This window comes from Paenibacillus sp. D2_2 (assembly GCF_031199965.1).
In the GTDB taxonomy this organism is placed as follows: Bacteria; Bacillota; Bacilli; order Paenibacillales; family Paenibacillaceae; genus Fontibacillus.
This window is the reverse complement of the sequence record NZ_CP133605.1, coordinates 2,296,953-2,322,290: the sequence shown is the minus strand read 5'-3', so window position 1 is coordinate 2,322,290 and position 25,338 is coordinate 2,296,953. Positions and strand designations below refer to the sequence as shown.

Below are 25,338 nucleotides of genomic sequence, written 5' to 3'. Positions count from 1 at the left end.
TTAAAAGCAGGCTGATATTATGCATGATCATGTTCCCTATGTTATCCTGCGAATTCAGTGATTTTGAGATTTCTTGCAAAAGCGGTATTAACTCTCTTTCTTGTGAAACAAAGAATATGAAGAAGTTTGAAAACTACTCAAACGACTATTTATAAAATAGGAATTAAAAATTCGGGGGCCGTTTGGGTGGGCCAACAAATTAAGGCTACTCCATCCAACTAAATACAAAAAACCCCTCACGCCTTACGGCGCAAGGGATTCCTCGAATTAATACAACGTCATATATTGGTCACGTTCCCATTGATGAACTTGCATCCGGTACATATCCCATTCGATTTCCTTCAATTCGCAGAAGTGGGTCAAAGCGTGCTCACCAAGTGCTTCAGCCATGATCTCACTGCGAACCAATTCACCGATAGATTCCTTCAAGTCTCCAGGCAAGCTTGGAATGCCTTCTTCGATAAGCTCTTCTTCGGACATAACGTAAATGTTGCGATCCACCGGTTGAACTAGCGGAAGTTTTCTCTTGATTCCATCAAGTCCGGCTTTGAGCATTACGGCAAGTGCAAGATATGGGTTAGCAGCTGGGTCAGGATTACGTACCTCAACACGAGTACTAACACCGCGGGAAGCCGGAATACGAATCATCGGGCTGCGGTTGCTTGAAGACCAAGCTACATAGCAAGGTGCTTCATAACCAGGTACAAGACGTTTATAAGAGTTAACTGTTGGGTTAGTTACAGCAGCGAAAGAGCGCGCATGTGTCAAAATACCAGCCATATAATGGCGAGCATCTTGGCTCAGACCAAGATCATCCTTTTCATCATAGAATGCGTTCGTCTTTCCCTTGAACAGGGATTGGTGACAGTGCATTCCGGAACCGCTCACACCATACAATGGCTTCGGCATAAACGTTGCATGCAAGCCATGCTGACGAGCGATCGTTTTAACAACGAGTTTGAAGGTTTGAATTTGGTCAGCCGCTTTAATTGCCTTAGCATATTTGAAGTCAATTTCGTGTTGGCCAGGAGCTACCTCATGGTGAGAAGCTTCGATTTCAAAGCCCATTTCTTCAAGTGTCAGCACGATCTCGCGACGGCAGTTCTCACCAAGGTCAGTAGGTGCAAGGTCGAAATAACCGCCTTGGTCATTCAACTCCATAGTAGGGTTGCCCTTCTCATCTGTCTTAAACAAGAAGAATTCTGGCTCAGGTCCTACGTTCATCGAAGTATAGCCCATTTCCTCGGCTTCCTTCAGTACACGCTTCAAGATATTACGCGGGTCACCAGCGAACGGTGTGCCATCAGGCATATACACATCACAGATCAAGCGGGCAATGCGATCCTCTCTAATCCAAGGAAAGATAACCCAAGTTTCCAGATCTGGAACCAGATACATGTCGGATTCTTCGATCCGCACGTAGCCCTCAATAGACGAACCGTCGAACATCATCTTATTGTCCAGCGCTTTCTCCAATTGGCTTACTGGAATTTCCACGTTCTTAATTGTTCCCAGCAAATCCGTAAATTGCAGACGGATAAAGCGGACATTCTCTTCTTTGGCGATTCGCAGAATATCATCCTTGGTGTAACTCACGCTAACATCTCCCAACAGTTATTTTAATTTAAAGTAGCGGGATAATTCCCCCTGGATTAAAGAAACCTGACCAGGACGTTGCTTCGTGAACAATTCCTGCTTCAGCATACGATAGAGCTCGGAATTCGATATTTCCTTACGTTTCTCTTCAGTGTCCCGCGTTATGACTGTCGCTTCCTCAGATTCGCCATTTGCCGGAGTGATCACCTGTTTAATCCCAGCGATATTGACTCCTTTATCGATCAAGGCCTTAATCTCGAGAAGACGTTCCACATCATTAAAGGAAAACAGACGTTGGTTCCCGGATGTCCGCGCAGGTACAATCAACTCATGCTGTTCGTAATAACGAATTTGCCGAGCCGTTAAATCCGTAAGCTTCATCACGATACCAATCGGAAACAAGGCCATATTTCTGCGAATATCGTCACTCATCGCTCTCAACCTTCCAGTTTAATTATCATAAAATAATGATATGTAAGTTATTCTAACATGTCAATAGTGATGTCAGGTTTACTTACAAGAAAATTTAAAGTAATTTACGATCCTTCATCGTCTGCAATGCAGTCAACAGACCGAACTTAACGTGGGAGTAGGTAAGTCCACCCTGCATATAAGCAATATAAGGCTCGCGGATCGGCGCGTCTGCAGATAACTCTAGACTTCCCCCTTGAATAAAGGTCCCCGCTGCCATAATGACCGGATGATCGTAACCCGGCATATCCCAAGGCTCAGGCACTACATGGCCGTCAACCGCAGCAGCACGCTGAATACCTTGTACAAAAGCAATCAAATGTTCCGAGCTGCTGAAGGAGATCGCCTGAATCAAATCCGTACGCTTGTCAATCCAACGTGGTTTACTGTCAAAGCCGACCCGCTCGAACAATGCCGCTGCTAAAATACTTCCCTTAATGGCTTGTCCCACAATTGTTGGAGCCAGGAACAGCCCTTGGTAAATGCCCCGTGTCGTGCCCAACATTGCACCAACTTCTCCTCCGATGCCCGGAGCAGTCAGGCGGTTCGCCGCCAACTCCACAAGGTCGGCTCGCCCACATATATATCCGCCTGTCTCGGCCAATCCTCCGCCAGGATTCTTAATCAGTGAACCAGCGATCAAATCAGCCCCAACTTCGGTCGGCTCTTGCTCCTCCGTAAATTCTCCATAGCAGTTATCAACAAATACGATACAATTCGGAGACAACGACTTCACACGCTTCACCATTTCACCAATTTGCTCCACCGTGAAGGAAGCTCTCCAATCATATCCTCGTGAGCGCTGAATTCCGATTACCTTAGTGCTGGATGTTATTTTGCTGGCAACTGTATCCCAATCTACCGTACCATCAGCACACAGTGCCACATCATCATAGGTAATCCCAAAATCTTGTAAAGAGCCCGTGCCATCACTAGGTTTACCAATGACTTTATGCAGCGTATCATAAGGTTTACCCGTAATGTAAAGAAGCTCATCCCCAGGACGTAACACACCGAACAATGCCGTTGAGATCGTATGTGTGCCGGATGCAAAGTGAGGACGGACCAGCGCTGCTTCCGCACCAAATACGTCCGCGTAGACAAGATCAAGTACCTCTCGTCCCCGGTCATTATATGCATAACCAGTCGATCCGGCAAAATGAAAATCACTTACATGATGCTTCTGAAAAGCTTCAATCACTTTGAACTGATTCTTGTCCACAACACGATCAATTTCACGGAACTGCTGTTCTGCCTGACATTCCGCCTCTTCCATTCGTGTTATTATCTCTTCTGAAAATACCGCCATTCAACTATTCTCTCCCTTTAAGTTAATCCAAGAAGTGAAGTCTAACTTTTAAACCACTTAACATTCTCGATGCATAAAATTTTAAAAGTTGAACTCCATGGTACAGCTGGTAGAACGCTCCAGCAATAACGCGAGAACGTCCGTTCACTGTGTTAACCATAGGTTCAACTTCTTCTCAATCATCTAAGTCAACAAAATCCAGACAGAGTCATCTGCCAATTACTTATCGACCTTCAAATCCTCGGGACGAATCGTCATTAACTCCAGTTTACCGGGAGAACCACCACTAAATTGATTCAAAATGCGTACCGCCTGATGACGGATCGAACGCTCAATCACATTACGGACATGTCTAGCGTTGCTGAACACATGCTCGCCTTCCATCTTCTCACGGAGCAAATGCTGCTTCAATTTGACAATTGTCTGCGGCATCAGAATATAATCGCGTTCCTTGGCCATCCCTTCGGCGATCTGGATCAACTGATCAATCGTATAATCCGGAAATTCCATCACAATTGGGAAGCGTGAAGGTAGTCCAGGGTTGGTATCGAGAAAGAAATCCATCTCGTCACAGTACCCCGCAAGAATCAAAATGAACTGGTTCTTCGAATCCTCCATAGACTTTACCAATGTATCGATAGCTTCCTTACCGAAATCTTTCTCTCCACCGCGAGCCAGACTATAGGCTTCGTCCACGAACAGAATACCGCCCATCGCCTTCTTGACCAAATCGCGAGTCTTCTGCGCCGTGTGTCCTATATATTCTCCTACAAGATCAGCCCGTTCCACTTCGATCAGATGTCCTTTACTAAGTACACCCATTTTCTGAAAAAACTTTGCCACTAATCGGGCGACGGTCGTCTTACCGGTTCCTGGATTTCCTTTGAACACCATATGGAATACCTGAGCCCCGGACAACAGTCCGGCCTCAGAACGCATCGAGGCGATTTGTAGAAGTGCAAATATCTCATACATCAATTCTTTAATATGATCCAATCCAACCAGTCCGTCCAGCTCTTTCTGCAAATCTGCAAACAGACTATTTTGCGGCATGAGCTTGGCAGTAGTTGCATGAGCCTCACTGTCCGGAACACTCTGCGAGACAACCGGCGGCTCCGAATTACGTAGAACAATATTAATTTGTCTTGAAGGCCTCTCTTCAGGAGGACCACTTCTTGCCATTACTCGCCCTGACATAGCGCAGATCACCTCTTTATAGGGTAGGGGCTATTGAACACACATTTAAGAGGTTGTTTAAAAAGTCACCCTTTGATCACGAAGTAGCACTGGTAGCTTAATCGACATCGAATCTTGAATTCAGCGGGCCTTCCGGTGCTCACGTACAAACTATGTACGCTCCGCTCCTCAGTCCCTACTTCATCCAACCTTCTTGGTCCTGAAAGTCTGACTTTTTAAACACACATTTAAGTGTATTCTCTCTCCTCATCCGATATTAGAAGTTTTGTCATTTCCAGCCAACAGCGAGTAATACATAATCTATCTTCCATTTCGTATAAGCCAAAATTTCGCGCAAGATAGTAGGAACGCGCTTGAGAACATGGGTCTCTGTAAGTGACAACTTGGGGCTGGAATAATCCAACGCTTCGGCGATCTCGTACGCCCGGTTGCCATGGAAAGTATGAGTGATAATGACAGCTGAGGTTAACCCCTTATCCTCCATAATCTCCTTGCTGAATTTCAAATTCTCGTAAGTGCTCGTTGCCTTGTTCTCGAGTAGAATAGCTTCTTTCGGGACGCCGTGCTGCTCGAGATAGTTTGCCATCCCTTCCGCTTCTGTATAACGGAAGTCCGGCTTGTCCAGGCCTCCTGTTAGAATGAAGGTATGAAAGCGGCCAGCCTCATAATCCGCAAGCCCTTGCTCAAGGCGCTCCTGCAACCCGGGACTAGGTTGATCCCCCCACATGGATGCGCCAAGTATAATCCCTACATCTACAGGTTCCGAAGCTACAGTAGTCGCAGCTGTATTCCTGTATACGCTACCGATCTGGGCCAGTGCATAGACCGACCATAAAATGCCGATCAGTATACATGTCACTCCAATACGGAGAGTCCAGACGAATTTGCGGTTGCTCCTTCTTCTGTTCCCAGCATACGGTGAGCTTGCGCGGTATTGAGCCATGGTTAACCTCCAGAATTGCTAGAATCAGATTGAACGTAGCCGGTCCGATAATGCTCAAGCGACATTGCAAAATAAGGGAACGCTTGATTCTTAATCAATTTCATCACATCACGGGCCGTCTCTTTCGCCAAGTCGTAATCCCTGACACTGATAAGGCCACGGCTCAATGCATCATCCAGTTCATCTTCATCCAGTAAAAACACCTCGCCGTTCTTAAGTACAACAATATCTAAGTACAAATCATCAAACCATGGGACACCTTGATCCGTAACCCCCTGGGTTTTACATACGTCGATATACCACTCCACAATGCTCCCATGATCGTCAAACATGGCAGTTACTACATAGTGAGCTCCTTTGGGATAGTATTGAAGCCAGGTATATCCCTTATCGGCAATACGAAAAGTATGACCTCCATACGTCTTCCATAGAGGGTCGCGCAGCGCGTTAATGCCATAGAACGTAGCATAACCTGTAAATGTGTCACCTTCAACATACTTCGATTTGAACTGGCGCTGGGTCACGCGGCGCCAATTCGCACGATCTCCGAATTTTCGCTTCATGTTCAAAACCTCTCTGGCACAATGTACCTTCAGCTTACCACATTTAAGAGGCTCACTCAAAAACGAATCTTCGAAAATAAAAAAAAAATACACACAAGTGCGTGTTTAAAAAGTCAGACTTTCAGCACCGAGAAAATTGGATGAAGTTAGGGACTGAGGAGCGGAGCGTACGTTTTGGGTACGTGAGCACCGGAAGGCCCGGCTGAATTCAAGGTTCGATGTCGAATAAGCTACCAGTGCTACTTCGTGTTAGATATAGAATTTATACGTTATCAGCAGAAGATGATGAAATTCTATATCGCAAGAAAACCTACCTTTGAATCGCCGTCGCTCATCCTCGAATTACTTCAACCGGTTTTCTTATCAAAGGGGGACTTTTTAAACAACCTCATAAAAGAACACCGATGCTTCTTGGATAAGCATCGGTGTTCTACCCGTAACCCTATTTCTAACCTTTTCATATCGGTCTTTCTATATCTTGAGTAACATCATCGGACAACGAGGGAGTCTACATTCCCCGGTGCCGCTACTCGGAACGCTACTTCCATCCCCAGATGGATCGGTAGATGAACCTCCGCCACCAGGATCAGTTGGTGTAGTTCCACCTGGTTCACTTCCGTTATTGCTTCCTCCACCCGACTCAGTTCCATTCCCCTGGCCGGATCCATCTCCACTAGGAGGTCCTTGATTACCACCATTGCCAGACTCACCTGAGCCTCCGCCACTAGGTGGAGGTGTTACTTCACCACTACCACTACCACTACCATTACCGTTGCCTCCACCAGGATTAGACGTATTACCGCCATCCGGAGGTGGTATCACTTCGCCCTCGCCACCGTTATCCTCTGCTGGTACCGAGACTTGAGCGATGTTTGACGGCTGACTTTCTGTATCGCTTGCCGGATCGTAGACCGTTACATAATACTCATAATCGGTTCCCGGCGTTATCGTTAGATCTTCGGCCGAGGTGGTGACTACATCCATATAATGTGTAAAGTTCGGCGCAGTAGCCTCTCTACGGTATATCCGATAGTTCACCCCTGTCTGATCTACACCCGTCCAGTTAAGTGAAATAGTCCCCGTACCTTCATCGTAAGAACCACTCAAATCGCTAGGTGCTGTAACCTGTACCTCTTCCTGCGGCGGCTCTGGTGCTTGCTTGAGGTTATCAGGAACAGGGAAATCCTTCACTGGAACGCCTTTGAGAGCATCCTTCATAATTGTCGCGAACAAGGATGCGGCTTGACCGCTGCTGCCGTTCAGCAGATGGTTCTTATCCGGATTGTCATAGCCCTCCCAAATCGCAGCTGTCCACTCTGGTGTGTAGCCGACAAACCATACATCACGGTTCTTGCTGCTCTTCAGACCCTTGATCCCATGCTGTGTTGTTCCCGTCTTACCAGCAAGTGGACGATCGATTTTAGCACGTTTACCTGTACCATCATTAATAACATTTTGCATCATCTGTGTCATATAATAAGCGGTTGTCTCGCTAAATACCCGCTTCGGCTTCGGCGGATTGTATTTGAAAATATCCTTGCCGTCGTGATCCTTGATGAGTTTGATGGAATATGGTTCATTGTATTCTCCACCGTTGGCATACACACTGAATGCTCCTGCCATTTCCAGCGTATTTGTACCATAGGTGAGACCACCAAGCGCAATCGCCAGGTTGTTGTCATTCTTATCCATCTTGATACCCATTTCCTCAGCATACTTCACACCAGTCTTAACTCCAACCTGATTTAATAACCATACAGCTGGGATGTTCTCAGACTTCGTCAGTGCCGTGGTCATATCGATCGTCTTGGAATAGCCATGCAGGTTACGAGGACAATAGTCGCCGAAGCACTGCTGTTCATTGCTGACCTGCGAGTTCACGTTGAACTTGCCAGACTCCAGCGCAGGACCGTAGGATACGATCGGTTTAAAGGCCGAGCCAGGTTGTCTGCGACTTTCAATACGACTGAAGCCTTTGCGCTGGTAATCACGACCGCCCAACAGAGCAATCAAGCTGCCATTTTCATGGTTCATGATAACGACCGAAGCTTGTACCGGCTGATCATCCACACTCTTCTCGAAGAGATCGTTGTTATCGAACGCTTTCTCAACGGCTATTTGTGCTTGAGCATCCATCGTTGTATAAATCTTGTATCCGCCACGGTTCAGATCGTCTTCTGTCAGCCCGTATTTCTGCTCGGCTTCCTTAATAACATAATCCTTGAAAGCCAGGTAGCTCTCGTTCTTCACCGGTGGAACATAGTTATAATCAACGGCCTTCGCTTCATCGCGTTCCGCTGCCGTAATGTAGCCTTGTTCATACATCAGATCAAGCACCACTGATCGGCGCTGCTTCGACAGTTCCGGATTGGAAACTGGGTTATATACGGACGGACCTTTAGGTATCGCCGCCAATGTAGCCATTTGCCATATTTCCAGCTTATTCAAATCACTAACTCCGAAATAACGCTGCGACGCTGCCTTGATACCATACGCTTTCTGACCGAAGAAAATCCGGTTCAAATACAGCGTAATGATCTCATCCTTCGTCTTATGGTTCTCAAGTGCCATTGCAATAGACATTTCCGTTGCTTTCCGGAAGAAGGTTTTGTCACGGCTCAAGAACATGTTCTTGGCAAGCTGTTGCGTAAGCGTACTGCCCCCTTCGACAAGTGAACGGGACATGACGTCCTTAACGGCAGCTCGTCCGATGGACCAAAGATCAACACCACTATGTTCATAGAAGCGTCTATCCTCCGTAGCTACGAATGCTTTCTTCAGAAGATCAGGGATTTTATCGGAATCAACTGGCTCGCTACGATCCACCGACAATTCACCCATCATATTTCCATTGCGGTCATATACCTTCGAAGTTTCATAAATAAACAGCTTATCCTCATTCTCACTGAGGATTCTCTCACCGTTGACGGTAATATAAAGATATCCGGCAAGCGCACATATGATAGCGATCGCCACGGTGAAAAATAGCGTCCACATTACCCGTCTAGCCGTTAGTTTTCTCTTTTTAGTTCCATTAGGCTTGGTAGGCTTGTGATTTGGCTTGCCGTTCCTTTCCAGTCTGGAAGGTCTCTTGGTAGACATTGTTTTTCTCTGACTCCCTTCATACCAGTCTAACTTGACAGCAGATTCGATAGATGATCGTATTTCTCTAATGACCAGTAATCATTGTTGGAAAGAAAAGAACAACCTTCAATCAGGTTGCTCCACTCTTAGTCCTATACCATTAAACGTACTGAAGATCAAAAAGTTTCAAACCCCCAAATTATACCTCGCCAGCAGACTCCTGCATCAGGGATACATTACGCTGTGGTTGGAAGGTAGAAATGGCGTGCTTGTACACCATTTGCTGGCGTCCATCGCTGTCAATTACGATCGTAAAGTTATCGAAAGCTTTGATCGTTCCGCGAATTTGAAAGCCGTTGGTCAAAAATACGGTAACTGGTATATTCTCTTTGCGAAGCTGATTTAAAAATGTATCTTGGATGTTAATGGATTTGTTCATTCGTCGTACCCCCAATAGGATCAATTAGTATTTAGATTTATATTCAAGATTCGATTGAAACTTTCCTGCTATTATAGCACGTACAGCCTCTAAATTCCCGGAAAAATTTTTATGATCGGTCACATCTACCCAGGAAATATCCTTCATATGCCGAAACCAAGAGAGCTGTCTCTTGGCGAATCGTCTCGTATCCCGCTTCAGCTTGATCACAGCATCATCCAGGGGAACTCCATCTTCTAAATGCTCTACGATCTCCTTATAGCCTAAGCCCTGCATAGAAATAAGGTCCCGGGTAAATCCCTGCCCGAGCATATTTCTGACCTCATCCACAAGTCCGGCATCCATCATCTCATCGATTCGCTGCTCAATACGGTTATAAAGCATTTGACGGTCCATTGTCAAACCGATGATACATAAGTTGTATGGAGACTGCTTATTCTGAGAATCCAACTGAGAGGATAATGTCGTTCCGCTCAGGTGATAAATCTCCAGAGCTCGGATGATCCGACGCACATCATTAGGATGCAATCTCTCTGCGGATTTGGGGTCAACGAGAGCCAATCGGGCGTGCAGTGCTTCATTGCCTTCCTCATCAGCTATTGTCTGCATCCGGGAGCGGAACTCTTCGTCTGCGCCTGTATCCGTGAATTGATACTCATAGCATACCGACTCCACATACAGGCCTGTCCCTCCGACAATGAAGGGCAATTTGCCACGTTCCCCAATCTCGGGGATCAACCGTCTGCAACTATCTTGAAATTGGGCTACCGAGAACGGTTCATCCGGACCCAGCACATCGATCAGATGATGGGGGATTCCTTCCATTTCGGAAGACTGTATTTTAGCCGTGCCGATATCCATGCCGCGGTATACCTGCATAGAATCGCCGGAAATAATCTCACAAGAAAATGCCTTTGCGATTTCAATGCTCAGCTTCGTCTTGCCAACCGCTGTCGGGCCGACCAACACGAGCAAGTTCGGTTTATCGTTAATCATCAAGTGAAATCACTCCGTAAACAATTTTGGTGTGAGAACGTCCAACCTCCTGAAAGCCAAGTCTTGCAAACTCTTCGCTTCCCTTCTTCTCCTTAAGCACAACGCTTCTGCGGGCAACTCGGCATGCCTCCTCGATCGTCTCCAGGCTCAGCCCCTCATTGTTAGCAAAAGTACGGAGCGGGGAGATCGCTGACGACTCCGTAATCGGATCGCGAAACATTGGATCGAAATACACAATATCCGCACTATTATCAGGCATCCCCTTGAGTGCCTGCAAATGATGGACATGCTCGGTCTCGATCCTCCGGAGCGCCTCGTCATATTCTGTTACTCCCGACTCATAGTAGGAGAGCCCTTCGGTAAGCAATGCCCACAAGGATAAGGAATCCTCCAGAGCGATCACCCTTCCGGAAGGCCCGGCACCGAGCGAAAATACTGAAGAATCGGCACCTAGTCCAGCCGTACAATCGATAATTGTATCGCCTGGGCGTACGCCTGCTGCTTCAAGCATCGTGTCCGGTTCGCCACGAAGCAGTCGCTTCGCCCGGACGAAAGCCATACTAGGATGAAAGGTAAGTGGCTCCGCTCCAGTCCGATGCAGCCGCGCACCTCCCTCCAGAATAACGAGAATATCGTCATCTCCGTAACGCTGGGCCAATTTAGACAATGACGTTCGATTTCTTGGAACGAATCTAGCCCCTGACTTCTTCGAGAGTGCCATTGCACGCTGTACTGGTTCCGCAGCGCTGTGATCTCCTGTTGTTATAATCAAAACATGAATTCCTCCGTTCACATAACTCGCTTGAACAATTTCTCCAGATCATAATTTGTGAAAGAAATAATGATCGGCCGTCCGTGTGGACAAGTATAAGGCTGCTTGCAGGCAGCAAGACGCTGCAATAATGTATCGGACTCCTCCATCGTCAGCTTCTGATTCGCTTTGATCGACGCTTTGCAGGAGACCAAGGTAGATGATTTCTCCCGTAGTTTGGAGAGGTCAATTGCACGTTCACTTAGCACCCATTCCGCCATTTCCTCAATGATCGAGGCTTCCTCGCCACTTGGGAACCAGTAAGGGTGTGATACAACACGGAAGGTACCTCCGCCAAAATGCTCAAGGATGACCCCGACCCTCTCGAACCAGGATAATCTCTCCTTCAGCTTTTCACTGTCAGACGGTGTAAATTCAAGGGTAATCGGCAGCAGCAACTCTTGAGAAGCGTCCGCAGGGTGTCCAAATTTCTCATAGTAATATTCATAATTCACACGCTCATGTGCCGCATGCTGGTCGATTAAGTACAGGCCATCTTGATTTTGAGCAATCAAGTAAGTGCCGTGATGCTGGCCGATCAGCTCCAGCTCAGGGAAGGCCGGCAGCTCCGGCGCTTCCTGCGGAGCGCCGTACAGCGCCTGCGACGCCGCGCCACTTACAGCTGGCGCGGCTTGCCCTCGGCCGCCCGGGGCATAGCTGCCCGGGCTGGCCGCTCCTGGCGCGCGCTCTGCGTACGCGCCGGATGCCGCCGGGCGGCGGCTGGACGCAGCGGCGGTAATACCGCCGCCGCTGCCACTGGCGTAGCCGCCCGCGGCTTGTTCGCGCAGCGCGTACGCGGCTGCGCTGCCCCGGCAGGCGCGCTGTAGCCAGCGCCTGCACCAGGCCCTGCCGCACCGCCGGAGGCTGGTGCGGCTTCCCGGCCAGCAGCCGCTTGCTCGCGAGCGGCTGCCGCATTGTCGATGCCGCCCGTCACTTCACGGGCGGCTGTACTATCGGCAGCCACGAGACGGCTGCCATCCTCCACGTCCTTCGTCACCTCAGGACGCGTGAAATGGAACTGCTCTTGAATCACAGCCTTCGTGCTGCCCCTACCAATGTTCTGCTTCACCACCTGAGGAATTAGAACCTGCTCGGACAGCAAGGCACGGATGCTCTCCTCGACGAAGCCGTTCAACTCCGGCTCCTTACTAAACCTGACCTCCAGCTTGGCCGGATGCACATTGACATCAACCAGCGAGGGATGCATGTCCAGCGTCAGGACGATGAGCGGATAGCGGTTGATCGGCAACAATGTATGATAAGCGCGAAGTATCGCCTGGTGCAGGCCCTGATTACGGATATACCTTCCGTTAACAATCGTCGACATCCCGCTTCGGTTCGAGCGCGTCATCTCTGGCAGGCCGATATAACCGGATATGCGATAATCCAGGTTCTCCGCCTCGATCGCCACCATTCCCTTGGAGGTGTTCACTCCATAAATCGCTGCGATAACCTGTAGCAGATCTCCACCACCCTGACTTTGCAGTAACGTATTTCCATTGTGTCGGAACGTAAACGCGATCTCTGGATGGGAGAGCGCCTGACGATACATAACATCAGAGATATGACCAAGTTCGGTCTGAATCGTCTTCATATATTTCAGCCTTGCCGGAGTATTATAGAACAATTCCTTAATGGTGATATCTGTACCTTGAGGGGCAGCGATTTCTTCATTCAGCTTCAAATTCCCGCCCTCGATCTCAATAGCTCGCCCCAAGCCCTGATCGCTATTCGCAGTAACTAGCCTTACCTTAGCCACAGCGGCGATACTCGGGAGTGCCTCGCCGCGGAAGCCAAGGCTGCGGATTTGAAACAAATCCCGGCCCTGCAGAAGCTTACTCGTCGCATGGCGGTAAAACGCCGTCTCACAATCATCAGGTTCGATACCTGAGCCATTATCGGTGACCCGAATGAGGGACAATCCCCCTTCTTCAGCCTGTACCTCAATGCTCGTAGCACCAGCATCAATTGCATTCTCTACAAGCTCCTTCACCACAGAGGCTGGCCGTTCAACCACTTCACCCGCGGCGATTTGGTTGGCGATATGCTCATCCAAGACAACAATCTTAGCCATTGTTCATTCCCCCTCAGTCAATCCATCATCATGATGCTTCATGTTTTCAATAAAGTGTTCAACCTAACTGTAAAAGTACAACTAAATAAGTAACGAGCATTCTAAACACCATTTTAATTGTATACCGTACACTTAAAACATTCGTTTCACGGATTCTACGAACAAGCGCGATTTTAAGTGTACAAATTACAATTACTACCGAAATAATCGATTACTTTAGATTTATAAATGTATGTTATGCACTTATTTGATCGTCATGGTTAACCTGTGACTATTATCGAGTATCCCTCGCTTAATTAATCTATCATAACGAAACTGGATATCGCTATTTAGCCAAAAAAGGTGTACTAAAACTTGTAACGAAACTAGGTACCGTTATTTAAGCAAATTTGCAGCTCAAAGCCTTGATTTCTGCCAAATAACGATCTGTAGTTTCGTTAAATTTATTTAATCACTGTTTTTACGATAATAGCGATCTGTAGTTTCGTTAGAGTAACATAGAAGACTGATCACAGTTCATTTGCTTTCATCTTCAACTCATTAATCAACTGCATCGCTTGAATCGGAGTCATGTTCATCAGGTCGGCATGTTTCACCATGCTTACCATCTGCTTCAACGCAGCCGGTTGCTGAACAGCAGGCGCTTGCTTACCATGCCTTGGATCGGGTAGATCATCCTCGAACATCGATAGCTGAACAACTTCCCCAGCAGCATCCTGAACACCAGTAGGAACATCAGTATCGACAGTACCCATAGAGGCACCCAAGCTTCCTGTTCCTCTACTTGTAACAAACCCTTCAGGCTGACTAGTTCCACCGGTTTCCGTGCCTTGCAGTGCAGTATAACCCTCACTAGCTTCACCCACATTGGAGTCAGCTCCAACTCTGTCCGTAGTGGCCTGCTGGCTCGAAGCCACGTTCTTCACATTTTCAGATGTATGTTGATGGCTCATGCCAGAACTAGCATCATTGCCATCATTGCCATCATTACCTCCATTTACCGATACATGAGCTTCCTGACGAGCTACAGCCGCTTCTGATGCCGACAGATCAAAGCCCTGCAATAAACCATACGCACGATCAATAATCCCTTCCGGCAGCCCCGCCAGGCGAGCACAGTAGATCCCGTAACTAGAATCTGCAGCACCCGGGATCAGCTTGCGTAGGAAGTGCACCTTATCCCCGCTCTCCTGTACAGCCATGCTGTAATTCCGGAGATTCGAGAGGCTATTCTCTAGTCGGGCCAGCTCATGGAAGTGCGTAGAGACGAGCGCCTTACAACCGATATAATCATGGACATATTCGATCACGGCCTGAGCGATTGCCATGCCTTCACTTGTCGATGTACCGCGCCCCAATTCGTCAATAATAATTAAACTGCGCGGAGTCGCTTTATCCGTCATGATCTGAATGTCGGCCATCTCAACCATGAACGTGCTCTGCCCGCCGATCAAGTCATCCGCCGCTCCGATCCGCGTAAATATACGGTCAACCAGTGGTATTTCCGCTTTCCCCGCCGGTACGAAGCTGCCTATTTGCGCCAAGATGGAAATAAGCGCAACCTGGCGCATATACGTACTCTTCCCAGCCATATTAGGGCCGGTAATCAATAGAATGCTTGCTTCATCCTTGCGTAGATCGGTTGCATTAGCAATAAAGGCTGCATCATTCATTACCGATTCCACCACAGGATGACGGCCTTGTTCAATGACCATGTCGAAGCCGTCACTAAGAACTGGGCGGACGAACTTCCCATCTGATGCAACGATAGCCAGTGAACGATATACATCGATCTCAGCGATTTTCTCCGCCAGTAACTGCAGTCTAGTAATCTGAGTAGCGATCTTCTCACGAACTTCCTGGAACAACGCATACTCCAGATCGACCATTTGCTCTTCTGCTTCTAGAATGAGACGTTCTTTCTCCTTCAGTTCAGGCGTCACATACCGCTCGGCATTCGCCAACGTCTGCTTCCGTTCATAACGCCCCTCCGGAAGCATAGACAGATTTGATTTAGTCACTTCGATGTAGTAGCCGAATACTTTGTTATAACCGATCTTCAGCGACTTGATCCCTGTCAATCTCCGCTCTGATGCTTCTAACTCAGCAATCCAGCGTTTCCCGTTCGCACCTGCTTCTCGTAGCTCGTCCAAATGAGTATGGAAGCCCTTCTTAATCACGCTACCATCACGCAATGATATCGGAGGCTCGTCCGCAATCAATGTCTCGATGATTTCAGCTAAGTCTTGGCATATATCTATGCTGGTAGCTATTTTTCGCAGAGTGTTAGATGTTGATGATTCACACAGTTGCTTCAACGCCGGTGCTTGATTCAGAGAAGCCTTAAGGGCAATCAAATCCCGTCCGTTTGCGCTGCCAAAGGCAATCCGTCCAGTAAGACGCTCCAGATCGTAGATCTCCCCGAGCAAGATGCGAAGATCCTCCCGTAATATGAAGTCACGATGCAGCGCATCTACCGCCTCCAGTCGCTCCTCGATCCTGCTCTTTTGCAGCAGCGGTTTATCGACCCAGCGGCGCAGCAGGCGCGCACCCATCGACGTCTCAGTCTTATCAAGCAACCATAGTAATGAACCTTTCTTAGAGCGTTCCCGCACCGTCTCAACGAGTTCGAGATTCCGACGGGTAAACGGATCCAGGATCATATACTGCTCCGGTTCATAGGAAGAAATCTTCGTAAGCTGTCCTAGGGAGCGCTTCTGAGTCTCACTCAGATATCCGACTAGCAGAGAAATGCCATGCTGACGCTCTGGTTCGAGTCTCAGCCACGTCGCCTCGCCGAATTGCCTGCGTCCCGTCTCTTCCTTCCCTCTATCCCAAGGGGTATACACTACCGGCTTCCCAAGCGTGGATGCCTGGCTCTTAATCCATGCAAGCAGCTCTGCATCACCGATGATCTCGGACGGATCATACAACTCGATCTCATCACGCAGCCATTCTTTGTTCGCGGGAGACGAGGTCACGTAGAGCTCTCCTGTCGAGAGATCGCAGACGACCAGCGCCATGTTGCCACCTTGTTCAGTAACGCAGAGTATGTAGTTATTCGTATGCTCTGCTATCGTCTTGCCTTCCATAATCGTACCAGGGGTGACAACACGTACAATCTCGCGACGGACGACGCCTTTGGCCGTGGCAGGATCTTCGACTTGCTCGCAAATCGCCACTTTATACCCTTTTTCAATCAGACGCTGGATATAGCCTTCAGCCGAATGATAGGGAACACCACACATTGGGATCTTCTCAGAAGTGCCACCGTCTCGGCCAGTTAACGTAATCTCCAGCTCCTTGGATGCCAGAATCGCGTCATCAAAAAACATTTCATAAAAATCGCCCAAACGAAAAAACAGAAAGGAATCCTTCGCCTGAGCCTTCACACTCAAATATTGTTGAATCATCGGCGTATAGTTAGCCATGAGAAACCTCCAAATTACCATTTCATAAAAAGACATTCTATAAGTCCGGTATGAACTCACACTAGAAGTCTATTATAACAGAAAGGAATGGAGGCTTACGAGTTGTTTTGTATTTTCCAGGGCCCCCTAATATCGGTGGATTCATCCCAAGTCAGCCCTGACTTAACCGCTTCTAGAAAGGGATCCAAATATTTCTCATAACGGCTATAGCCATCGGACTGCACTATATCTGACAATAGAGGAAGTATGAACTGCCGGATCCGCTCTGGATGACCGCTATAAAAAGCACGGAACACCTCATCATCCTGCATGGGTCTGCGCTTGAAATGTCCTGGGTCTTCTACAATCAGCTTAGCCAGAGCGATGACTCCTTTGGTGACTAACGGTGAGATGAGGAAGCTTGGCAAAGTACGATACTCGAATCCACCATAGCTCTTAATTCGGTAATCACCCAAAAATCCGTAGTTTGGCCTTCGACGAAAGCTTCTACTGTCTTCTAGCATAAAGACGGGTAGCGCCAAGTAATTATCTAGAACGCGGAGTAGTTCACTTGTCAGTGGAATTCCGCTGAAATGAACGTGTCCTCCTAACGGAAAGCCGCGCTGCGGCATCCCCCAGCCTGCCAGAGTAGATTCCGGTCAGAAATATAAGTATTGGCCGTTCGAAAAGCATGCAGCAGATGACGAACAATCTCATCCGGATCTCGTCCTGGCGCTGGGCGGAGCTCTGCCAGCGGCAGCAGTCTGCGTCCCTGGAAGCGCAACACATCACAGCCTGCTTCCCCGTGATGGCTTAGGAACCGAGAAGCAGGTACTACCTTCCCCGAACTACGATTAAAGAGCAGAAATTCCGGGTCCATCCCAATGAGCACTTCTGTCTCTTCGCTAGAAAACTGATCTAGCCGACCCAAATGTTCCGCCATAGCATCCGCGTAAAGTTGAGCTGTAGCTGCATCGGTAAAATCAGGTGTCGGAGAAACTTCCTCAACTGAATACAGCCCCTCCTCGCCTGCGTCGATAATCACTTCCCCCATATCAAGTCCAAATGCATACAACGCCCGGATCGCCGTCTTCTCCAGCCGTCTCCATAAAGGGGTGCCCTGTTCCGGCCCAAGTCCCGGAGAACGGACGATTCCTGAGCGACCAAGCGGAATAGCACGCAGGGCGCGGAGATGAAATACGCTAACTATGAACCGACGCTTGTATGTTCGTTGGTTGCTAGGCCTCGAAGATCCAAAGGAGGCTAGTAAACCAGCCGTAATCAGTCGCCGTTCCCTTTCAGTAGAAGTAAGTTTCATAAAGCGTCCCAGTTCGTGATTTATGAACCATTCAGCAACCTCGTCTGCCAGATAGGCCTCTGGCTGCCCGAATACAAACCCATTCATGCTACTCCCTGATTCATTCCCCCACGGTCGTTGATTGGCGACTGGGTCTAACAAGACACGGTACGGCCCTGCTACTGAGCCTAGTTTATGGAACATCTCCCGAGCAGATACGCCGGTGGGCATGCAAATACGCAGGATATGACTTTTCTTAGAGTTCATTTCGATGACACCTCCCACTCAGCTTTAGCTTCTTCATTCGAAATAAAAACAAAAAGAGGGCAGCCGCCCTCGACGACGACGCCCCTGCCGCATATAGTAGACTATAATCCAATACCTAACTTGCTACAGTTCTTAAAGAGTTTGTTCAAAAAGTCCGCTTTTGATAAGAAAACCAATCGAGGCTATTCAGGGATGAGTGACCGCGATTTAATGGTACCAGCCTTTTTGAACTCGCACTGACAGAGTAGTTCAATGCTGCTTGGTGCTGAACGTCTGACATTTTGAACATACGTACTTACGGAATGTTCAAAAGCTTCGGGGCTCCATCTGCAATGCAGCAGCTCGCTTCTTGAAGTACTCTTCTAAAGCTCGTCGTCGAGGAGGTCTGGATCTAAATCCTCGTAATCCTCGGAGTCAGATCCGAAATCATATTCTTTGTCTTCTGCATTCCCAGGCACGACAAGAACATTCAATTTCGTCTCTGCCACGAGTTCTACGGCGAATTCACGTTCCACACGAATCGATACCCGTCCGTCACCAGTCACGCTTGCCTCAACGGTACTTGGCTCTTGCGTTGCCTCCGCAGTAACCTCTACCGTTGAAGGGCGGTGTCTGGAATCCAGGTAATTAAGCGGAATACTCTCTACATAGGACACCGTTTCCTTGGCTACTTCTGTCTGCGAATTTTTATCATAGGAGTACCAGATGTTGATATCGTAAGTACCAATAACTTCAATTCCGTCGCCGGCTGCTACCGCTTCATACTGGTGGTTGATAATCCAGGCCCCCAGAATGCTAGACGGCTTGTGAGGCGGAGTCACGGTATGTGTTACGGTAGAGAACTTACGACCTTTTCCGCAGATCGCTTTCGTTATAATCTCTCTACTTTGATATTTCAATGACATGTTAGAACCTCCTCCATACATCATTCCATACATGTGTATGCGGGACATAGGCAAATGTTGAATATATGAGCATAAATAATTATGTGAATGCCTATATAAGGTAATTCAAAAATTCCAATTTTGATCACGAAGTAACTCTGAGAGTATACTCGACATCGAATCTTGAATTCACCCGGGCCTTCCGGTGCTCACGTACCAACACGTACGCTCCGCTCCTCAAGCCCTAGCTTCATCCAACCTTCTCGGTGCTGAAAATCGGAATTTTTGAAAATGAACTATAAGCCAAGCTTTATCGTCCATTATCCTTAAAAAATATATATGTATTGGTAACTCAAAATATTTGTTCTCTGTTTATACTGCAATTGACAACGAACCTCTGGGATTTTGTGCCTGAAGCACCCCCAGAGGTTCGTTATTGTCTGCAATATAAACTGATCATACATATTTCTAAGGCTCAAGACTCTTCTACATCAGCCACAGACGATGTCTGAGCCGCACGACGTGACTTGTCCTTCTTAGCGATCTCAAGGAAATAAGCTAGCTCACGAGAGAGCTGCAGGAGATGGGCTCGTAGTTCGAACTCTTCCCGCGATGAAGGTAACTTCATCTCTTTGAATTCCAAGTCAAGCTGTCTCTGCATTTCCTCCGTCTGCCCCGAATAGAACTCCTGGGTTACATCAACACTAAGCTGCTCAAATAGCGTGGCCACAGCTTCGCCTTGTGGAATCCGTTCATAGACGAGAGAGATCATCTCAAGCATCCCTTCGATTCGATCCAATTGCTGCTTACGCATATAGAAGTAGACATTCCACGCCTCGTTCGGCGAGATCAGCTGGTTCTCGAGGCCTCGATTTGCAGAGGCTAGCCCTTCGTCAACCAATTTGCCAGCCTCAATTAGCTCTTTACCATCCCATAGATGCTCTGGATCACGAAGCGATGCCGCAATATGCCTAAAAATAATTGAGAATAGCCCGTCCACTTTATAACGGATCTTGAGCAGCTTATCTTCCTCTTTCGGCATATATAACAGATTTACGATCATAGCGGAGCCAAGGCCGATCAATAGTAGCTCGATCTGTGTCGTCAGCACCTTCAGGCTGATTACCTCGCCGCCAAATACACGAAATACTACGACAGAACTCGTGACGATGCCTTCTTTGAAATTCGCGCGGGAAAGAAGCGGGAAAGCGATTAAGATGTAGACGGCCAGCACCCAAATATGGAAGCCGAGTAAGTAGAAAAGAATAATCGCCATAATTAGTCCCAAGATTGAAGCAAAGAATCGGGACGATACGGTTCTAATGCTGCGTTTTCGCGTCACATCCACTCCCAAAATGGCCAACAGGCCAGCGGATATTGCACCTTCAACACCTAGCGCGTCGGATATGATGATAGCCAGTACCGTGGCGATCGCTGTCTTAATTACTCTGAATCCCATCTAATCACCCTTCATTTACAAACTATAGATATACCATTTGAATATTTGTGCAAATTTAAACTACATTACTACTTACACAAATTCGAACAAATTCACTTCATCATCGTACTCGATTTGCTCGCAGTGGGCAATCCGGCAGTATCAAAAAGAAGGAGCTTATCGCTCCTTCAACAGCTTGCGTTCAATATATACGACCAGTTGATACATCGCCGTTGCCACAATGGCAATGATGACTAGACTAGACAGCACCAAGGTGAAATTAAAAACCTGGAAGCCATAGACGATCAAATACCCAGCCCTATTTTTGCTACTAGAAACTCTCCGACGATGACACCTACCCAGGCCATACCAACGTTCACCTTCAAGGTCGACACGATTGTAGGAAATGAAGCTGGCAGAATTGCCTTCAAGAACACGTCTCGGCGTGAGCCACCAAACGTTCGAATCACTTTGATCAAATTGTGATCAACCTCATTAAAGCTATTATAGACCACAAGAGTCGTAACGATGACTGTGATAGAAAGTGTCGTAACGACGATCGCCATATAGCCCGCGCCGAACATCACGATAAATATGGGTCCTAGTGCTACCTTAGGCATACTATTGAACACTACCATATAGGGGTCCAGCACTCTGGACAAGAACGGGGACCACCAGATCAAAACTGCCAAAGCCGTTCCAATCAACGTCCCTAGTAAGAAACCAACAGCCGTCTCTGCCACCGTGATCCCCAAATGCGGCCATAGCTCTCCAGACAAGGCATCCTTAAAAATTTGCCGGGCGATCTTGGACGGGTAACTGAAAATCAGTACATTGATCCATTTCAACTGACCAGCCAATTCCCATAACCCGACGAATAATAACAGAAGCGATAATTGAGTAGTAAGCACGAGCCGCCGACGCCTACTCTTAAGCTGGCAATGTCTTAGCCATTGCTCCTTAATCCAATCCTTCTTCTCATGCTTAACCTTCAACGTTTGTGTGAGCGACATCCTTCAGCCCCCTCTCATCCGACGTCTCCAGATCACGCCAAATCTCCTGGAATAGCTCGTTGAATCCTTCTTCCTCTCGGGCATAAAAAGGTTGCAGTTTACGAATGTTATCCGGGATATCATAAGTACTCTTCATTCTCCCAGGTTTCGCAGCAAGTACAATAACCCGGTCGCTCACCGCAATAGCCTCTGATAAATCATGCGTGACTAATATTCCAGTCTTGCCCCTTTGCCTTAGCGTATCAACGACTAGATCCTCCAGCTGAAGCTTCGTCTGATAATCAAGCGCCGAGAAAGGTTCATCCAGAAGCAGCAAGTCCGGGTCTGTAGCCAAAGTACGGACGAGTGCCACTCGCTGCCGCATACCCCCTGAGAGCTGGTGAGGATACTGGTTCGCTGTATTCCCAAGTCCCATGCCTTCCAGAAGCTCCATGACCGTGAGGATACTGCGTTCATTCAATCTTCCAGTCAATTCAAGACCGAGCTGTGCATTGCCCAAGATCGTCCGCCAAGGAAATAAATAGTCCTGCTGAAGCATGTATCCGATCTCAGGTGTTGGTCCCATTACCGGCTTGCCATGGAGAAGCACCTGCCCCCGGGAAGGGGACGATAGTCCGGCTATTAGTGATAGAAGCGTGGTCTTGCCGCAGCCGCTAGGGCCAACCAGGCTAATAAACTCACCCGCATGAACGGCCAGGTTGATCCCCTTGAGTGCAAGTATCGCTTCCCGATCCGTTAAATATAAATGATCCAATTCCTTCAGTTCTACGACAGGAACCACCGCTCACACTCCCTTCCGTCCGGCTATTTATTTGGAACTAGCCTTCACTGCAGATTCCGCAAAATCATTGTTAACCACCTTTGCCATCTCTACCCGTTCCTTAAGTTCTCCCGCACTATCCATAACATTGAGCAGATTGTTCCAAGCTTCCTCATGTAAGGCCGGTGTTGAGGCGTAAGTTCCCTGCTCGAGATACCGCTTCACAGAGCTTGTTAGAATGTCCATATCCGTGTCCTTGAAGTAGGGCGCAATCGTCTTCGCCGTCTCTTCCGGCGTATGGGAGCCAACCCAGGTCTGTGCCTTATAGATTGCGTTGGTGAACTTTTGGACTACATCTTTGTGCTTGTTCATGTAACTTTGCTTAGTCATGAATACGGTATAAGGCAGCTGGCCGCTCTCCGTTCCAAATGAAGCAACAACATGGCCCTTGCCTTCACGTTCGAATATCGAAGCTTGTGGTTCGAACAATTGTACATATTGACCCGTACCTGATGCGAACGCAGCGGCTATGTTGGCAAACTCTATATTTTGGATCAATTCTAGATCGGCGTGAGGGTCGATACCATGCTTCTTCAGCGTAAACTCACCTGCCATCTGTGGCATTCCGCCTTTTCTTTGGCCAAGGAAGACACTCCCCTTCAGCTTCGACCAATCGAAATCGCTTATTGCTTCTCTAGCAACGAGAAAGGTCCCATCTGTTTGGGTCAATTGAGCGAAGTTAATTACAGGGTCATCCGATCCTTGCTGGTACACATAGATAGAAGTTTCCGCCCGACCAGAGCCACATCTACTGCCCCCGACAACAGAGCAGTCATCGTCTTATCCCCGCCTGCCGTAGTCTGTAGATCTACATCAAGCCCTTCATCCTTGAAGAAACCTTTCTCCAAAGCAACGTATTCTGGCGCATAGAATACCGAACGCGTGACTTCACCGATCTTCACCTTGGTCGATCCACCGCCACTTCCGCAGCCGGACAATGCCGCCGTCAGTATGAGCAACAGTGCGATCACCATCATCACATTGCGTTTAAACATGCCCTTCACCTCTTCCACATTAACAAAAATAATTAGGCTTATACTTAAAGTGTATGCGCGAACTGGGCAATTGGTTAAGCGCATGGAGAGGGTAATACTCTATATGTCAAGATGCGATGCTCTCCTCGTCACACTCTAACGGACATCAGCGACGCTTAAACACAAAAATTAGGTGTTTTCAAATTTTAACGGTCACCACCGATACTCAAAAGCTGTAAACCACTGTAATAAGGGCCTTTTTCTCCTTTAAGCTCCAGCTATGTCCGTAAAAATTATTATGTTCGAAATAACTACCCTAAGAGACTGCTATGTCCGTTAGAGTTTGCGTGTACCATTATCCCCCTATGGATTTATTTCTCAGGTTCACCCCCCCCATTTTGTCCTTCTACTGTATAATTATGGAGAGGAGAGTGATTTATATATTAATTTCAAAAGTGAAAAGACAGGATCTAGGTGCGCTGAGTCAAGAAGAACTGTGTAATGTTTGTTTTGAGCCATTAATACGCACTTACAAACAAAGAATGGCCGATCATACTTTAGAAAATGGCTCCACGATCAAGGAAGGATTTTATAATGATCTATCCGAAGGTCAACGGTCACTGTTCTCTTTTCACGTATATTATGATCACGCAATAGAATCGCTGGATGAATTTTATTGGTGGAGTGCTTATTTTATGGCACAACCTAAGATTTGGTATTCGATCAAATCCGGATTAAAGTATTTTGGGGATGATCCTATGCTACAAATCCTCGAAAGAGTAGAGTCGGTTCTAAAAAAGTACAATTACCCGGGGAGTTTAGACGAGATTAATGTAACGCGTGAAGATTTAGCCCTCAATCAAGAACTGCTTGAATCCATACGCTCCATTTCCTATCAATTCAATGAAGCCGCTCCAACGACCATTCAAAACATTGGCAATTATATTCGGGACAACATTAAGGAATTCATTGTGTTTGAAGACTAGTTAATAAGGATAGATCTGAATATTCTTGAGACATAGTAAAACGGACTTGGAGCAAGCCAAAGTCCGTTTTTTTCTTGGAGTTGCATTTAAATTACACCTGTAATAAAATTATTACATATGAAAAACAAATTAACTGGCGATGAACTGTTAAAAATTTTGGAGGCATTGTCTAACCCTTATCGCCTTCATATTATTGCGATACTTCATCACGAAAAGAAATATGTAAGCCAACTTGCAAGGGAATTAGGCATTAGTAGACCCCTACTTTATTTACATTTACAAAGATTGGAGGACGCCGAGCTTATCAATGGGCATCATGAAATTTCCGACAACGGCAAAGCAATGAAGTATTTTGAGCTCAACCCCTTCTGTATTGAGTTAAATGAGGATTTGATTGCTCAATCAGTATGTAGTTTAACTCTTAAAAATAAACAAGATTAAGGAGTTCGATCATGTTGGAGATCTTTTGGCCATCAATATTTATACTGCTAATTCCTATTTTAATATTTATCTCCATTATTGTATTTATTATTGGAGTTGTTCGGCGAACGGAAAGACGAGCTGACGAACGTCTAAAAATAGATAAAGAAAACGCATATTGGCTGCAGCAACAAATGCAAGAAATAAACATACGCTTAACCAACATTGAGAGAACTCTCAAAGAAGTCGATTAATTCAAACCTTTGAAGTTACTAAAGCAGAATGCCAATTAAAAAAAGGGTACGAAAACCATAACGGTTTTCGTACCCTTTTTGCTTCGTATATA

General features: G+C 47.2%; 17 protein-coding genes and 4 pseudogenes. 3 read left to right on the top strand and 18 right to left on the bottom strand.

The genetic code is table 11. The features are described from left to right. Window positions 1-267: 267 nt before the first annotated feature. The 18 genes and pseudogenes from glnA to RE628_RS11690 form a co-directional block, all read right to left on the bottom strand. On the bottom strand, window positions 268-1,596 hold the full coding sequence (gene glnA, locus RE628_RS11775; protein ID WP_309158859.1) for a type I glutamate--ammonia ligase: 1,329 nt from the start codon (window positions 1,594-1,596) through the stop codon (window positions 268-270). An 18-nt stretch (window positions 1,597-1,614) separates the two neighbouring features. Next, window positions 1,615-2,028 (bottom strand): MerR family transcriptional regulator, encoded by a 414-nt coding sequence (locus RE628_RS11770; RefSeq protein WP_309158858.1) that lies wholly within the window; start codon window positions 2,026-2,028, stop codon window positions 1,615-1,617. A 94-nt stretch (window positions 2,029-2,122) separates the two neighbouring features. Next, entirely contained in the window at window positions 2,123-3,376 is a 1,254-nt protein-coding gene (locus RE628_RS11765) for a methionine gamma-lyase family protein (protein WP_309158857.1), read from the bottom strand. Window positions 3,377-3,595: 219 nt separating this feature from the next. Continuing rightward, on the bottom strand, window positions 3,596-4,573 hold the full coding sequence (locus RE628_RS11760; RefSeq protein WP_309158856.1) for an AAA family ATPase: 978 nt from the start codon (window positions 4,571-4,573) through the stop codon (window positions 3,596-3,598). 268 nt (window positions 4,574-4,841) lie between these two features. Further along, window positions 4,842-5,516, bottom strand: a complete 675-nt coding sequence (locus RE628_RS11755; RefSeq protein ID WP_309158855.1) for a YdcF family protein — start codon at window positions 5,514-5,516, stop codon at window positions 4,842-4,844. 2 nt (window positions 5,517-5,518) lie between these two features. After that, a complete protein-coding gene (locus RE628_RS11750) occupies window positions 5,519-6,079 on the bottom strand; it encodes a ribonuclease FAU-1 family protein (RefSeq protein WP_309158854.1) in 561 nt (186 codons plus the stop codon). Between the two features lie 471 nt (window positions 6,080-6,550). Continuing rightward, entirely contained in the window at window positions 6,551-9,181 is a 2,631-nt protein-coding gene (locus RE628_RS11745; protein WP_309158853.1) for a PBP1A family penicillin-binding protein, read from the bottom strand. Between the two features lie 181 nt (window positions 9,182-9,362). Continuing rightward, window positions 9,363-9,602: an RNA chaperone Hfq gene (gene hfq, locus RE628_RS11740; protein ID WP_193556449.1), complete on the bottom strand. Its 240-nt coding sequence runs from the start codon at window positions 9,600-9,602 to the stop codon at window positions 9,363-9,365. Between the two features lie 24 nt (window positions 9,603-9,626). Continuing rightward, on the bottom strand, window positions 9,627-10,598 hold the full coding sequence (miaA, locus tag RE628_RS11735; protein WP_309159449.1) for a tRNA (adenosine(37)-N6)-dimethylallyltransferase MiaA: 972 nt from the start codon (window positions 10,596-10,598) through the stop codon (window positions 9,627-9,629). After that, on the bottom strand, window positions 10,591-11,370 hold the full coding sequence (locus RE628_RS11730; protein ID WP_309158852.1) for a class I SAM-dependent methyltransferase: 780 nt from the start codon (window positions 11,368-11,370) through the stop codon (window positions 10,591-10,593). The genes miaA and RE628_RS11730 overlap by 8 nt, the downstream gene beginning before the upstream one ends. A gap of 17 nt (window positions 11,371-11,387) precedes the next feature. Next, window positions 11,388-13,483 (bottom strand): annotated as a pseudogene (gene mutL / locus RE628_RS11725) (DNA mismatch repair endonuclease MutL). Window positions 13,484-13,992: 509 nt separating this feature from the next. Beyond that, window positions 13,993-16,914 (bottom strand): DNA mismatch repair protein MutS, encoded by a 2,922-nt coding sequence (gene mutS / locus RE628_RS11720; RefSeq protein ID WP_309158851.1) that lies wholly within the window; start codon window positions 16,912-16,914, stop codon window positions 13,993-13,995. Window positions 16,915-17,009: 95 nt separating this feature from the next. Further along, a pseudogene (locus RE628_RS11715) lies at window positions 17,010-17,773 on the bottom strand (hypothetical protein). Between the two features lie 1,046 nt (window positions 17,774-18,819). Beyond that, on the bottom strand, window positions 18,820-19,362 hold the full coding sequence (gene cotE, locus RE628_RS11710) for an outer spore coat protein CotE (RefSeq protein ID WP_309158850.1): 543 nt from the start codon (window positions 19,360-19,362) through the stop codon (window positions 18,820-18,822). Window positions 19,363-19,816: 454 nt separating this feature from the next. Then, on the bottom strand, window positions 19,817-20,800 hold the full coding sequence (locus RE628_RS11705) for an aromatic acid exporter family protein (protein WP_309158849.1): 984 nt from the start codon (window positions 20,798-20,800) through the stop codon (window positions 19,817-19,819). Between the two features lie 156 nt (window positions 20,801-20,956). Further along, a pseudogene (locus tag RE628_RS11700) lies at window positions 20,957-21,792 on the bottom strand (ABC transporter permease). Further along, on the bottom strand, window positions 21,764-22,573 hold the full coding sequence (locus tag RE628_RS11695; protein WP_309158848.1) for an ABC transporter ATP-binding protein: 810 nt from the start codon (window positions 22,571-22,573) through the stop codon (window positions 21,764-21,766). The pseudogene RE628_RS11700 and the gene RE628_RS11695 overlap by 29 nt, the downstream one beginning before the upstream one ends. A gap of 27 nt (window positions 22,574-22,600) precedes the next feature. Next, window positions 22,601-23,607 (bottom strand): annotated as a pseudogene (locus tag RE628_RS11690) (ABC transporter substrate-binding protein). Between the two features lie 410 nt (window positions 23,608-24,017). Between RE628_RS11690 and RE628_RS11685 the strand changes: the two are divergent. The 3 genes from RE628_RS11685 (at window position 24,018) to RE628_RS11675 (ending at window position 25,246) form a co-directional block, all read left to right on the top strand. Continuing rightward, window positions 24,018-24,572 (top strand): hypothetical protein, encoded by a 555-nt coding sequence (locus RE628_RS11685; protein ID WP_309158847.1) that lies wholly within the window; start codon window positions 24,018-24,020, stop codon window positions 24,570-24,572. Between the two features lie 117 nt (window positions 24,573-24,689). Further along, window positions 24,690-25,013 (top strand): ArsR/SmtB family transcription factor, encoded by a 324-nt coding sequence (locus RE628_RS11680; RefSeq protein ID WP_309158846.1) that lies wholly within the window; start codon window positions 24,690-24,692, stop codon window positions 25,011-25,013. An 11-nt stretch (window positions 25,014-25,024) separates the two neighbouring features. After that, window positions 25,025-25,246: a hypothetical protein gene (locus RE628_RS11675; RefSeq protein ID WP_309158845.1), complete on the top strand. Its 222-nt coding sequence runs from the start codon at window positions 25,025-25,027 to the stop codon at window positions 25,244-25,246. Window positions 25,247-25,338: the final 92 nt, after the last annotated feature.